The sequence below is a fragment of the Pantoea sp. GL120224-02 genome (genome assembly GCF_900215395.1).
Classification (GTDB): domain Bacteria; phylum Pseudomonadota; class Gammaproteobacteria; order Enterobacterales; family Enterobacteriaceae; genus Pantoea; species Pantoea communis.
This window is the reverse complement of the sequence record NZ_OBEC01000011.1, coordinates 1-12,495: the sequence shown is the minus strand read 5'-3', so window position 1 is coordinate 12,495 and position 12,495 is coordinate 1. Positions and strand designations below refer to the sequence as shown.

The following is a 12,495-nucleotide window of genomic DNA, read 5'->3' as shown; positions in this document are numbered from 1 at the left end:
GTGACACCCTTAGGGATTAGGGTTTGACCAGACGAATCGCATGCTCCAGCATCCGCTGTTCGTCGCGTTCATCATGCGCGCGATGATGGCGGGTTCGCTGCAATAAATCGGTGATTTCAGCGCGTTTAGTTTCGTGGCCACATTCGGATAGGACAATCACCGCGTCGCCAATGACCCGACACACTTCATCGTAATCGTCTTCACTTAATACATCACGTTTCATCTCTCCTCCTGGTGTGACACGGCCTGATTTCCGCAAATCAAAAGGCCTGCTACTTCGTTTAAGCCTGGACAGAGTTCAACAATCCTGCAAACCACTGTTACAACCTCGTTGGCCTGCGGGTTGCTGGTCTGAAAATCTGTGACTACGCTGAATCGTAATATTCACAACCAGCAGGGAGTCATCATGACTGATAAAGCGGAAGCAAAATTGAATGAAGCAGCGGGCGCAGTTGAAGAAAAAATCGGGGAATGGACCGGCTCTCGCAAACATCAGGCTAAAGGTGCCGCGCGTCGTTATCCCGCGCAAGCCAGTTATGCTGTGCAGGATGCAGCAGATTGCGTGGTCAAATCGGTACGTGATAATCCGGCAACTGGCCTGGCGGTAGCGGCCAGCATCGGCATTATTGTCGGTTTCCTGCTGGGCAGGAAATAAGCGGCGAAGGGGGGCCTTTCTGGCCCCAACGCTTATTGATGATGACCGGCCTCATCCAACCTTTCCTGAATATGTTCATCCGGCGTCTCTTCCACATCAGCCGTGCTGTTATTCACATCCAGATGACGCCCCTGGTGCACAGTGATATTCACTGGCACGTCAGGTAATTGCGCACAGCTGCCAAATGACACCAGTAAAAAGAACCACGCGGCTAATGACGTCTTTGCCATCTTCACTTCCACCCACACTGTTTTGAGTCGGGCCAGATTGCCTGACAGAGTGCAAATTAGCGTCAGTGCTGCGCAAAGCTGTGTGGGAAGATGTGAGCAATCAGGCTTGCGAACGGCGTGCTTTGAAGCGCGCCACCATGGTCATCAATGCCTGATAAATCAATCCAGCGTACAAGCTTTTCACCACCACCATACTGATGGCCTCACCCTGCGCCTGCCACGAAGTGAACCACATGAAAATGCCCCACAGCAGCGAAAACAGCAACCAGCCCTTAACGAATTTGATGACACCTTGCATACCACCTCCAGAATCTGAAGCGCAGAACATAGCGGGTTTTGCCAGAAAAGGCACGACGAAGGGTTCATGGATGCTATCTGTTTCAAAGTTTTGCGAAATGTATTGTCAGGCGCGAACCGCCGTTAAGAAATTGCGCACTTGTCGCATACAGTATGATCACAGTTTGTGATTGAATCCCCGCCAACGTTGTCAGGCATGTTGTGAATATGAATTATTTAAGCGATATCCAGAAATTTATTGAGAGTAACACCCTGCTATCCACCACTTTTAGCTTGCTGCTGCTGGTGATCGCGGGGATGGTGACGCATCTGATCTGCAAATTCTTTGTGGTAAAGGTGGTGCGCAAGGTCTTCTTCAGCACACACAAAAAACAGGTTCCACTTGATAAAGATGTGCGGCTATCTGAAAAGCTCTCAAACTTTATTCCGGTGATCACGGTCTATTACCTGCTGCAGTTTATGCCAGATCTGCCCGAGCATCTGCTGATTGCTATTAAGACTATCTGCGGCATTTTGTTCTTTGTTTATCTGTCGCTGTTCTTCACAGAAGTGCTGGAGATTGTTAACAACTCCTACTCCCGCAAATCAAAGCGTAAGAATCACTCGATCAAGGGCTATATTCAGGTCGGCAAGATCCTGGTGCACATTATTTCGGCGATCATGATTCTGGCCATTATGTCGAATAAATCGCCAGTGATTATTATCTCGAGTTTGGGTGCGGTTGCTGCGGTATTGATGTTGGTGTTCCAGCACACCTTAATGTCGCTGGTGGCGAATATTCAGGTGTCATCCAACGATGTGCTGCAACTTGGTGACTGGATTGAGATGCCGGATAAAGGCATTAGCGGCGAAGTGATTGATATTGCACTGCACACCATTACGCTGCGTAACTGGGATAACACTTTGTCACGCATCCCGACGAAAAACTTCCTCACCGAAACCTATACCAACTGGCAGGCGATGTTCTCCTCCGGCGCGCGCCGTATTATGCGTAGCTTCCACCTCGACCAAATGTCGATTCGCTTTCTCGATCACGAACTCATTCAGCAGATGAGCCAGATTCGCGGTGTTAACGAGCAGCTGTCAGCGTTAATGGATGGCCGTGACAGCAATGCAGTGAGCGATCGTTGGTTTACTGACAACGGCATGACCAACTTGACGGTGTTCCGCAAATATCTCACCGCGTGGCTGTTGCAGCGCGATGATATTAAGCAGGATATGTATATCGTGGTGCGCACCATGAAGCCCTCGCCGGAAGGTTTGCCGGTAGAAGTCTATTGCTTCACCTCGTCGATATATTGGGTCGAGTATGAGAATTCGCAGTCAGCGATATTCGAATATATCTATGCGATTGTCGGCCAGTTTGGCCTGCGCATGTATCAGCATCCGGGCGGCAATGATTTCTGGCGCTTGTCGCAGCAGCATGCGTCATCCGCCAAATCCGTTGAACAGCAGGCCGATTAACTTAGCGCATAAAAAAACGGGAGCCATAGGCTCCCGTCTCAATTTCTGGCTGGCAGAAATTACATGTTCGCGATGATCGCGTCACCAAACTCTGAACATTTCAGCAGTTTAGCGCCATCCATCAGACGCTCGAAGTCATAGGTCACGGTCTTAGCAGCGATAGCGCCTTCCATGCCTTTAACAATCAGGTCTGCGGCTTCGAACCACTCCATATGACGCAGCATCATTTCTGCGGACAGGATAACGGAACCTGGGTTCACTTTATCCTGACCCGCATACTTAGGTGCCGTACCGTGGGTTGCTTCGAACAGTGCGCACTCGTCACCGATGTTCGCGCCAGGTGCGATACCGATACCACCAACCTGTGCCGCCAGGGCATCAGAGATGTAGTCACCGTTCAGGTTCATACAGGCGATAACGTCGTATTCTGCTGGACGCAACAGGATCTGCTGCAGGAAGGCGTCAGCGATCACGTCTTTAACGATGATCTCTTTGCCAGTGTTTGGATTCTTGAACTTCATCCATGGACCGCCATCGATCAGCTCGCCGCCGAACTCTTCTTTCACCAACTGGTAGCCCCAGTCTTTGAATGAGCCTTCGGTGAACTTCATGATGTTGCCTTTGTGAACCAGGGTCAGAGAATCACGATCGTTGGTGATGGTGTACTCAACCGCAGCACGCACCAGACGTTTAGTGCCCTCTTCAGAGCACGGCTTCACGCCGATACCACACTGCTCAGGGAAGCGAATTTTCTTCACGCCCATCTCTTCGCGCAGGAACTTGATCACTTTGTCCGCTTCTGGTGTGCCCGCTTTCCACTCGATACCCGCATAGATATCTTCTGAGTTCTCACGGAAGATCACCATGTCGGTATCTTCTGGGCGTTTAACCGGGCTTGGGGTGCCGGTGTAGTAGCGAACCGGACGCAGACACACGTACAGATCCAGCTCCTGACGCAGCGCCACGTTCAGAGAACGAATACCGCCGCCAACTGGCGTAGTCAGTGGGCCTTTGATAGCAACGCGGTACTCTTTAATTAAATCGAGGGTTTCTTGCGGCAGCCAGACGTCCTGGCCGTAAAGTTCTACTGATTTCTCACCAGTATAAATTTCCATCCAGGAAATTTTGCGCTCGCCGTTGTAGGCTTTCTTCACAGCGGCATCAACCACTTTCAGCATAACAGGGGAAACATCAACGCCGATGCCATCACCTTCGATGTAAGGAATGACTGGGTTATTCGGAACAGTGAGTTTGCCCTGAACCAGGGTGATTTTTTGACCTTCCGCCGGAACAACTACTTTGCTTTCCATCAACCTCTCCTTCGAGCGATTTTTTGTTAATGATTTGTAAGATGCGGGTCAATACTACTTGAATATTTCCGCTACGCCAATCACCGCAGTTTCGCGTTATAATGCGCCGATTGTTTCTGACTGCAAAGCCCATGCGAAAAACTTCTCAACGAATTCACCAGGATAAGCGTCCAAACACCGCAGCACGCCAGCCCGTGCGCCGTGACACACGTCCAAAAGGACCGCGACGCGTCATACTCTTTAACAAACCTTTCGATGTTTTACCGCAGTTCAGTGATGAAGCGGGACGCCGCACGCTCAAGGATTTCGTGCCGGTTAGCGACGTTTATGCCGCCGGCCGCCTCGATCGCGACAGCGAAGGTTTGATGATTCTGACCAACGATGGCGCGCTACAGGCGCAACTTACGCAGCCCGGAAAGCGCACCGGAAAAATCTATTATGTGCAGATTGAAGGTGCACCACAGGAATCAGATTTATCCCTGTTACGCAACGGCGTCACCCTCAATGATGGACCCACGCTGCCTGCTGGCGTGGAATTAGTCACTGAACCAGAGTGGCTGTGGCCGCGCCAGCCGCCGATCCGCGAGCGTAAAGCGATCCCGACCAGTTGGTTGAAAATCACCCTGTACGAAGGACGTAACCGTCAGGTGCGGCGCATGACGGCGCATATTGGTTTTCCCACCTTACGCCTGATTCGCTTTGCCATGGGCAAATATCAACTGAACGATTTAGCCCTGGGAGAGTGGCGCGATGTCAGTGCCAACGTTTAGATCACGACTTTTCAATAACTTTTAGTTAACAATTTCGGAGGAAGGATGTTTAAACCTCATGTAACCGTAGCCTGTATTGTGCAGGCACAAGGCGAATTGCTGGTGGTTGAAGAGCGTGTTCACGGCCGCATTACCTGGAATCAGCCGGCGGGTCATCTCGAAGCCAATGAAACGATTTTAGAAGCGGCGCAGCGTGAGTTGTTTGAAGAGACCGGCATTGACGCTCAACCTGAGTATTTCCTCGGTGTGCAGCAGTGGATCGCGCCTGACGATACACCTTTTGTGCGTTTCCTGTTTGGCCTCGATCTGCCAGAAAAATGCGAGACGTCCCCGCACGATCGCGACATCGATTGCTGCTGGTGGCTGCCGCCAGAGCAGATTCTCACTGCGAATCGCCTGCGTTCACCGCTGGTCGCCGAGAGTGTTCGATTGTGGCAACAAGGCGCGCGTTATCCGCTGCAACTGGTGGCGCCGTTCCAATGGCCGTTTCACGAAGGTGCGCGCCCGGCTTCGGCATGATAGAATGCGCCGCCTGTTTTTATCGTAATTAAGAGTGCGTCATGTCTGACAACAGCCAGAAAAAAGTGATCGTCGGGATGTCCGGCGGCGTCGATTCTTCCGTATCCGCCTGGTTACTGCAACAGCAGGGCTATCAGGTTGAAGGCCTGTTCATGAAGAATTGGGAGGAAGACGACGGCGAGGAGTATTGCACCGCCGCTGATGATCTGGCTGACGCTCAAGCCGTGTGTGACAAGCTCGGCATGAAACTGCACAAAATCAACTTCGCCGCTGAATACTGGGACAACGTGTTCGAACACTTCCTGGAAGAGTACAAAGCGGGCCGCACGCCAAACCCCGATATTCTGTGCAATAAAGAGATTAAATTTAAAGCCTTCCTTGAATTCGCGGCTGAAGATCTCGGTGCAGACTTCATCGCCACCGGCCACTATGTGCGCCGCGCCGATGTGAATGGCACCAGCCAGTTACTGCGCGGTCTCGACGGCAATAAAGATCAGAGTTACTTCCTCTACACCCTGAGTCATGAGCAGATTGCGCAAAGCCTGTTCCCGGTAGGTGAGTTGGAGAAACCCGAAGTCCGTCGTATCGCTGAAGAACTGGATTTGATCACCGCGAAGAAAAAAGACTCGACCGGCATCTGCTTTATCGGCGAGCGCAAATTCCGCGACTTCCTTGGCCGTTACTTACCTGCGCAGCCGGGTGAAATCGAAACCGTTGAGGGTGAGATTGTCGGTGAGCATCAGGGTCTGATGTATCACACGCTGGGCCAACGCAAAGGATTGGGTATTGGTGGTCGCAAAGAGAGCAACGACGATCCCTGGTATGTGGTGGATAAAGACGTGGCGCGCAATCGTCTGGTGGTGGCTCAGGGTGCGGAACATCCACGCCTGATGTCTGTGGGTCTGATTGCTCAGCAACTGGATTGGGTCGATCGCCAAACAATGACGGCCCCGCTGCGCTGCACGGTGAAAACCCGTTATCGCCAGACCGATATTCCATGCGAAATTATCCCGCTCGATGCCGAGCGTATTGAAGTGCGTTTTGACGAGCCGGTTGCGGCCGTCACGCCTGGCCAGTCGGCCGTATTTTATCTGGGTGATGTTTGCCTCGGCGGCGGCATTATTGAACAGCGCCTGCCATTGGCAGAAGCCTGAGGTCGGCGCTGCCGACGCGATGACAGGAGTTAAGCGTGGCTAAGAACTATTATGAGATAACGCTCGCGCTGGCGGGTATTTGTCAGTCCGCGCATCTGGTGCAGCAACTAGCGCACCAGGGCAGCTGCAACAATGCCGCATTAACCGTGTCGCTGCGCAGCCTGCTGGATCTGAACCCCGGCTCGACGCTGGCGGTCTTTGGCAATGATGAAGCGAATCTGCATCTCGGTCTGGAATCGCTGATGGCGGTGTTGAACAGCGGCAGCCGCCAGGGTGCCGGGGCCGAACTGACACGTTACACCCTGAGTATGATGGTGCTGGAGCGCAAATTGCACGGCAACAGCGCGGCGCTGAACACCCTTTCTCAGCGTATTGTGCAGCTTGATCGCCAACTCGCGCATTACGAGCTGGAATCAGAAACTATTACCAGTGCCATGGCGGGGATTTATGTCGATGTGATCAGCCCGCTGGGTCCGCGCATTCAGGTCACCGGTTCGCCGCAGGTATTACAGAATTCTCAGGTACAAAGCAAAGTACGCGCTACCTTGCTGGCAGGCATTCGTGCCGCTGTGTTGTGGCAGCAGGTTGGCGGTGGCCGCCTGCAGCTAATGTTCTCGTGCCAGCGTCTGCTGCGTGAAGCCAAAACCATTTTATCCCGGTTGGGCCCGGCGTATTAAGCGCCGCCCTGCCCTAATTTGTTAACGATTCAGGAGTTGCACTGATGGAATTATCCTCTCTGACCGCCGTCTCACCTGTCGATGGCCGTTATGGCGATAAAGTCAGCCCGCTGCGCGCCATTTTCAGCGAATACGGTTTGCTGAAATTCCGCGTTGAGGTTGAAGTTCGCTGGTTACAGAAACTGGCTACGACCGCAGAGATCAAGGAAGTTCCTGCATTTGATGCTGACGCAAACGCTTTCCTTGATGCCATTGTCGCCAATTTCAGCGAAGAGGACGCGGCGCGCATTAAAACCATCGAACGCACCACCAACCACGACGTTAAAGCGGTTGAGTACTTCCTGAAAGAGAAAGTGGCCGATATCCCTGCGCTGCATGCGGTATCCGAGTTCATCCACTTCGCCTGTACTTCTGAAGATATTAACAACCTTTCTCACGCGCTGATGCTGGAAACCGCTCGCCGTGATGTCATCGTGCCTTTCTGGAACAAAATCATCGATGCGGTGAAAGGTCTGGCGCAGGAGTATCGTGATATTCCGCTGCTGTCGCGTACTCACGGCCAGCCTGCTACGCCATCCACCATGGGTAAAGAGATGGCTAACGTCGCTTACCGTATGGAACGTCAGCTGCGTCAGTTGAGCAAAATCGAAGTGCTGGGCAAAATCAACGGCGCGGTCGGCAACTATAACGCCCACATCGCTGCGTATCCGGAAGTGGACTGGCATCAGCTGAGCGAGCAGTTTGTCACCTCACTGGGCGTCACCTGGAACCCGTACACCACGCAGATCGAACCGCATGACTACATTGCGGAACTGTTCGATTGCATCGCGCGTTTCAACACCATCCTGATCGACTTTGACCGTGATATCTGGGGTTACGTAGCTCTCAATCACTTCAAGCAGAAAACCATCGCGGGCGAAATTGGTTCTTCCACCATGCCGCATAAAGTGAACCCAATTGACTTCGAAAACTCAGAAGGCAACCTCGGTCTGGCGAATGCGGTGATGCAGCACCTGGCGAGCAAACTGCCGGTTTCCCGCTGGCAGCGCGATCTCACCGACTCTACCGTACTGCGTAACCTCGGCGTCGGCGTGGGCTATGCGCTGATCGCTTATCAGGCGACGTTGAAAGGTATCTCTAAACTGGAAGTGAACCGCGATCGTCTGCTGGACGAACTGGATCACAACTGGGAAGTGCTGGCCGAGCCGATCCAGACCGTGATGCGCCGCTACGGTATCGAGAAGCCATACGAAAAGCTGAAAGAGCTGACGCGTGGCAAACGTGTAGATGCAGCCGGTATGCAGGCCTTCATCGACAGTCTCGAACTGCCGGAAGAAGAGAAAGTGCGTCTGAAGCAGATGACACCGGCCAACTATCTCGGCCGCGCCATTCAGATGGTTGATGATTTAAAATAATCATGAAGGGTGTGCCTGTGCGCACACCCTACCCTTTCCCTCAGACAGTCGAGCACCAGCAAATCGGCAAGTACATCAATCCTTTGTTGCCTGCGTCCGGAATGAATGCTCACCGCTTTTTGCTGCTGTCGTTCAAACGATGACAATCAAGTGTTGTTCTCTTGTTTAGCTCGCTTAACATATACTCTTGCCATCATCACTGAGTTTGAAGGTAAGGAAATTCTATGCGTGTTCTGGTTGTGGAAGATAATGCACTGCTGCGTCATCATCTCGCCGTGCAGTTACGTGAAATGGGTCATCAGGTGGATGCTGCCGAAGATGCCAAAGAAGCCGACTATTTCCTGCAGGAACACATTCCCGACATTGCGCTGGTCGATTTAGGCTTGCCTGATGAAGATGGCATGTCGTTGATTCGTCGCTGGCGCGGTGATGCTGTGCGTCAACCGATTCTGGTGTTGACGGCACGTGAAGGCTGGCAGGCTAAAGTGGAAGCACTCGAAGCCGGTGCCGATGACTACGTCACCAAACCTTTCCATATCGAAGAAGTCGCTGCACGTTTGCAGGCGCTGATGCGTCGCAACAGTGGACACGCTTCGCAGATCATTGCGATGCCGCCGTTCCAGGTTGATCTGTCACGTCGCGAAGTCACCGTCAATGATGCACCGGTCAAACTCACCGCCTTTGAGTACACCATTGTAGAAACCTTGATCCGCAACGCCGGAAAAGTGGTCAGCAAAGATTCGCTGATGCTGCAACTCTATCCCGATGCCGAACTGCGCGAGAGCCACACCATTGATGTTTTGATGGGACGCCTGCGTAAAAAGATTCTTGCGCTCCATCCGACCGAAGTGATTAACACCGTGCGCGGCCAGGGCTATCGCTTTGATCTCTGATTTATGAATTGGCTGAATCGCTTACGTCCTTTCTCATTACGCGCCCGGTTTTTACTGGCGACTGCCGCTATTGTCCTGTTTCTGTCGCTCTCCTACGGCATGGTAGCCGTAGTCGGCTATGTGGTGAGTTTCGATAAAAACACCTATCGCGTGATGCGCGGCGAGAGCAACCTGTTCTTCACTCTGGCGCAATGGCAAAACAATAAGCTGACCATTGCCCAGCCAGAGCGTATGACGCTCAATTTCCCGACGCTGGTGTTCATCTACGATGAACACGGCAAGTTGCTGTGGCAGCAGCGTGATGTGCCTGACATCCGCAAAAACATTCGGCGTGAGTGGCTGCTCAAGCCCGATTTTTATGAAATTGACACCACAAATCGCACCAGTCTGGCCGCCATCGGCAACAACTCCGAGGTCAAAGAGCGGTTACATCAACTGGACAGCGACAACAACGACACCTTTACCCACTCGGTCGCCGTCAACCGTTACGATGCCACCACCAACTTACCGGCACTGACCATCGTCGTGGTGGATTCCATCCCTCAGGAACTGCAGCACTCGGATGTGGTGTGGTCATGGTTTAGCTATGTGCTGGCAGCAAACCTGCTGTTAGTGATTCCGCTGCTATGGCTGGCCGCGCACTGGAGCCTGCGCCCTATTGGTGATTTAACCGCGCAGGTGCGTGAACTGGAAACGGGTCATCGCGAGAATCTGGACGACAATCCACCGCAGGAGTTGCGCAGCCTGGTGCGAAATCTCAACCTGCTGCTGACCAATGAGCGCCAGCGCTACACGCGTTATCGCACCACCCTGTCTGATTTAACGCACAGCCTGAAAACCCCGCTGGCGGTGTTGCAGAGTACCTTGCGCTCCCTGCGCAGCGGCAAGGAGCTCACCGTGGAGCAGGCCGAGCCGGTGATGCTGGAGCAGATTAGCCGTATTTCACAACAAATTGGTTACTACCTGCATCGAGCCAGTATGCAGGCCGATCATAATCCGCTGCAGCGCGATCTGCATTCGGTGTCGGCACTACTGGATAGCCTTTGCTCGGCGCTGAATAAGGTTTATCAGCGCAAAGGGGTCGAAATCACCCTGGATATCTCCCCCGAGTTGACCTTTATCGGCGACCAAAATGACTTTATGGAAGTGCTGGGCAATGTGCTGGATAACGCCTGCAAATACTGCCTGGAATTTATTGAGGTCAGCGCACGACAAACCGATAAGGCACTGCATCTGTTTATTGATGATGACGGCCCCGGCATTCCTGAAAGCAAACGCGATCTGATCTTCGTGCGCGGTCAGCGTGCCGATACGTTACGTCCCGGCCAGGGCCTTGGCTTAGCCGTGGTCCGCGACATCCTCGAACAATACGCCGGTAAGGTGATCGCCAGCACCAGCCCACTAGGCGGTGCCCGCATGGAAGTGATTTTCCAGCGTCAGGAAGTTGAACATCACCGCGAGTAGAAAGGCCTGCGGGCTGTTATACTTGCCTGCATTCATGGCCCTAACCGGAACACTCGTATGGACTATCAGCTCGATATTAACTGGCCCGACTTTATTCAGCGCTACTGGCAAAAACGTCCGGTGGTGCTCAAGCGTGGTTTTAAAAACTTCATTGATCCCATTTCTCCTGATGAGCTGGCGGGTCTGGCGATGGAAAACGAGGTGGACAGCCGCCTGGTGAGCCATAACAACGGCAAATGGCAGGTTAGCCATGGTCCGTTTGAAAGCTATGATCATCTCGGCGAGAGCAACTGGTCGCTGTTGGTGCAGGCGGTTAATCACTGGCATGAACCTTCTGCTGCCCTGATGCGCCCGTTCCGCTTCCTGCCTGACTGGCGCATTGACGATCTGATGATCTCTTTTGCCGTTCCGGGCGGCGGCGTAGGCCCGCACTTCGACCAGTATGATGTGTTTATCATTCAGGGCACCGGCCGTCGTCGCTGGCGCGTAGGCGAAAAAGTGCCGATGAAACAGCACTGCCCGCATCCCGATTTGCTGCAGGTTGAGCCGTTTGACGCCATCATCGATGAAGAGATGGAACCCGGCGACATTCTGTACATTCCACCAGGATTCCCGCATGAAGGCTATTCGCTGGAAAATGCCATCAACTATTCGGTCGGCTTCCGTGCACCTAACGGTCGTGAATTGATCAGTGGCTTCGCTGATTACATGCTGGCGCACGAATTAGGCAGCTATCGTTTCAGCGATCCGGATGTGCCGTCGCGTGATTGCCCGTCACAGATTTTGCCTTCTGAAGTGGAAGGAATTCGTCAGGTGATGCTGGATGTCATTAATCAGCCAGAACAGTTTAATCAGTGGTTTGGTGAGTTTATCTCACAGACACGTCACGAACTGGATATCGCACCTCCTGAGCCGCCGTATCAGCCTGATGAGATTTACGATGCGCTGCAGCAAGGCGATGCGCTGACACGTCTTGGTGGCCTGCGCGTGTTAACGCTGGGCGATGCGGTGTTTGTGAATGGCGAGCGCGTGGCGTGCAGCCACCCGGAAGTGCTGGCGGCACTGGCACACAATCAGGTGTTAACGCTGCAAGATTTCGGCGATGCGCTGGACGATCCGTCGCTGCTGGCTCAGCTTGCGGCGCTGGTGAACAGCGGCTACTGGTTCTTTGGTGAGTAATCTGTTGCGCTAAAATCGCGCCTCTTTATCACGGCGCGATTTACCACAGGTGTTAGCCGCGACAGAGACGCTGTTGACTGCGCCGCCACGTAAGATATTGATAAAAGGCCTGCTTAGCAGTAATGCTTGTCAGTTAAGATCTTAATGGAGGCCGCAGCGGATAACGTTGCGGCTTCTTTTTTACCGCCCTTGGGTAATGCCGCACTCTTCTTTCCGGCAGCACCAGCCCTGGCGCCATCGCCATTATCTCTTCCATTATCCGCGGTATTTTTCCCCCTGAGATGCCCGGTAGCAGGCTCAGATGACTTCTCAGATACAGTGCGGACTGCTTAAAACTCATCTGATAAGGTTCCACGCCTTTCAGGCTGTACGCCATCTGCGCCATCATGAACCTCAGAAGGTTATAGGCCAGGACCACGCCCCACAGCTCCTGACGCACAAGTTCTGGCTTTTTGCTTCTCAGCGTCA

At 53.1% G+C, this 12,495-nt stretch carries 14 protein-coding genes and 1 pseudogene; 10 read left to right on the top strand and 5 right to left on the bottom strand.

Annotated elements, in window-relative coordinates; all coding sequences use genetic code 11:
• Positions 1-16: 16 nt before the first annotated feature.
• Positions 17-223, bottom strand: a complete 207-nt coding sequence (locus CRO33_RS18750; RefSeq protein ID WP_034822002.1) for a DUF2767 family protein — start codon at positions 221-223, stop codon at positions 17-19.
• A 183-nt stretch (positions 224-406) separates the two neighbouring features.
• On the opposite strand from CRO33_RS18750, the gene CRO33_RS18745 reads away from it, so the two are divergent.
• Positions 407-655, top strand: coding sequence for a DUF883 family protein (locus tag CRO33_RS18745; protein WP_034822005.1), 249 nt, complete (start codon positions 407-409; stop codon positions 653-655).
• A 32-nt stretch (positions 656-687) separates the two neighbouring features.
• Here CRO33_RS18745 and CRO33_RS18740 read toward each other — a convergent pair whose 3' ends face one another.
• Positions 688-885: a hypothetical protein gene (locus tag CRO33_RS18740; RefSeq protein WP_097119199.1), complete on the bottom strand. Its 198-nt coding sequence runs from the start codon at positions 883-885 to the stop codon at positions 688-690.
• A 100-nt stretch (positions 886-985) separates the two neighbouring features.
• On the bottom strand, positions 986-1,183 hold the full coding sequence (locus tag CRO33_RS18735; protein WP_034822012.1) for a DUF6404 family protein: 198 nt from the start codon (positions 1,181-1,183) through the stop codon (positions 986-988).
• A 206-nt stretch (positions 1,184-1,389) separates the two neighbouring features.
• Between CRO33_RS18735 and CRO33_RS18730 the strand changes: the two genes are divergently transcribed.
• Positions 1,390-2,646: a mechanosensitive ion channel family protein gene (locus tag CRO33_RS18730; protein ID WP_097119198.1), complete on the top strand. Its 1,257-nt coding sequence runs from the start codon at positions 1,390-1,392 to the stop codon at positions 2,644-2,646.
• Positions 2,647-2,705: 59 nt separating this feature from the next.
• On the opposite strand, the gene icd is transcribed toward CRO33_RS18730, so the two are convergent.
• Positions 2,706-3,956 (bottom strand): NADP-dependent isocitrate dehydrogenase, encoded by a 1,251-nt coding sequence (gene icd, locus CRO33_RS18725; RefSeq protein WP_038647536.1) that lies wholly within the window; start codon positions 3,954-3,956, stop codon positions 2,706-2,708.
• 131 nt (positions 3,957-4,087) lie between these two features.
• Between icd and rluE the strand changes: the two genes are divergently transcribed.
• The 8 genes from rluE (at position 4,088) to CRO33_RS18685 (ending at position 12,027) form a co-directional block, all read left to right on the top strand.
• Complete coding sequence (gene rluE, locus CRO33_RS18720) at positions 4,088-4,726, top strand: 23S rRNA pseudouridine(2457) synthase RluE (RefSeq protein ID WP_236699797.1); 639 nt, start codon at positions 4,088-4,090, stop codon at positions 4,724-4,726.
• A 45-nt stretch (positions 4,727-4,771) separates the two neighbouring features.
• Complete coding sequence (locus CRO33_RS18715; RefSeq protein ID WP_097119197.1) at positions 4,772-5,245, top strand: NUDIX domain-containing protein; 474 nt, start codon at positions 4,772-4,774, stop codon at positions 5,243-5,245.
• Positions 5,246-5,286: 41 nt separating this feature from the next.
• Positions 5,287-6,399: a tRNA 2-thiouridine(34) synthase MnmA gene (mnmA, locus tag CRO33_RS18710; protein WP_097119196.1), complete on the top strand. Its 1,113-nt coding sequence runs from the start codon at positions 5,287-5,289 to the stop codon at positions 6,397-6,399.
• A 35-nt stretch (positions 6,400-6,434) separates the two neighbouring features.
• Complete coding sequence (gene hflD / locus CRO33_RS18705) at positions 6,435-7,076, top strand: high frequency lysogenization protein HflD (protein ID WP_097119195.1); 642 nt, start codon at positions 6,435-6,437, stop codon at positions 7,074-7,076.
• A gap of 44 nt (positions 7,077-7,120) precedes the next feature.
• The gene (gene purB, locus CRO33_RS18700; protein WP_097119194.1) at positions 7,121-8,491 is read left to right on the top strand and encodes an adenylosuccinate lyase; all 1,371 of its coding nucleotides are present in this window, start codon (positions 7,121-7,123) and stop codon (positions 8,489-8,491) included.
• A 224-nt stretch (positions 8,492-8,715) separates the two neighbouring features.
• Positions 8,716-9,384, top strand: coding sequence for a two-component system response regulator PhoP (phoP, locus tag CRO33_RS18695; RefSeq protein WP_034822036.1), 669 nt, complete (start codon positions 8,716-8,718; stop codon positions 9,382-9,384).
• A 3-nt stretch (positions 9,385-9,387) separates the two neighbouring features.
• On the top strand, positions 9,388-10,848 hold the full coding sequence (phoQ, locus tag CRO33_RS18690) for a two-component system sensor histidine kinase PhoQ (protein WP_058962308.1): 1,461 nt from the start codon (positions 9,388-9,390) through the stop codon (positions 10,846-10,848).
• A gap of 57 nt (positions 10,849-10,905) precedes the next feature.
• Positions 10,906-12,027: a ribosomal protein uL16 3-hydroxylase gene (locus CRO33_RS18685; RefSeq protein ID WP_097119193.1), complete on the top strand. Its 1,122-nt coding sequence runs from the start codon at positions 10,906-10,908 to the stop codon at positions 12,025-12,027.
• Between the two features lie 133 nt (positions 12,028-12,160).
• Here the strand turns inward: CRO33_RS18685 and CRO33_RS24680 are convergent.
• Positions 12,161-12,495: pseudogene (locus tag CRO33_RS24680) on the bottom strand (IS4 family transposase); the annotation flags it as partial.

Bases quoted from the DNA above. Each gene is read 5' to 3' on its own strand.
- phoP (WP_034822036.1), top strand. From the start codon at position 8,716: ATGCGTGTTCTGGTTGTGGAAGATAATGCACTGCTGCGTCATCATCTC.
- icd (WP_038647536.1), bottom strand. From the start codon at position 3,956: ATGGAAAGCAAAGTAGTTGTTCCGGCGGAAGGTCAAAAAATCACCCTG.
- CRO33_RS18730 (WP_097119198.1), top strand. From the start codon at position 1,390: ATGAATTATTTAAGCGATATCCAGAAATTTATTGAGAGTAACACCCTG.
- CRO33_RS18715 (WP_097119197.1), top strand. From the start codon at position 4,772: ATGTTTAAACCTCATGTAACCGTAGCCTGTATTGTGCAGGCACAAGGC.
- CRO33_RS18740 (WP_097119199.1), bottom strand. From the start codon at position 885: ATGGCAAAGACGTCATTAGCCGCGTGGTTCTTTTTACTGGTGTCATTT.
- rluE (WP_236699797.1), top strand. From the start codon at position 4,088: ATGCGAAAAACTTCTCAACGAATTCACCAGGATAAGCGTCCAAACACC.
- mnmA (WP_097119196.1), top strand. From the start codon at position 5,287: ATGTCTGACAACAGCCAGAAAAAAGTGATCGTCGGGATGTCCGGCGGC.
- CRO33_RS18735 (WP_034822012.1), bottom strand. From the start codon at position 1,183: ATGCAAGGTGTCATCAAATTCGTTAAGGGCTGGTTGCTGTTTTCGCTG.
- CRO33_RS18745 (WP_034822005.1), top strand. From the start codon at position 407: ATGACTGATAAAGCGGAAGCAAAATTGAATGAAGCAGCGGGCGCAGTT.
- CRO33_RS18750 (WP_034822002.1), bottom strand. From the start codon at position 223: ATGAAACGTGATGTATTAAGTGAAGACGATTACGATGAAGTGTGTCGG.
- phoQ (WP_058962308.1), top strand. From the start codon at position 9,388: ATGAATTGGCTGAATCGCTTACGTCCTTTCTCATTACGCGCCCGGTTT.
- purB (WP_097119194.1), top strand. From the start codon at position 7,121: ATGGAATTATCCTCTCTGACCGCCGTCTCACCTGTCGATGGCCGTTAT.
- CRO33_RS18685 (WP_097119193.1), top strand. From the start codon at position 10,906: ATGGACTATCAGCTCGATATTAACTGGCCCGACTTTATTCAGCGCTAC.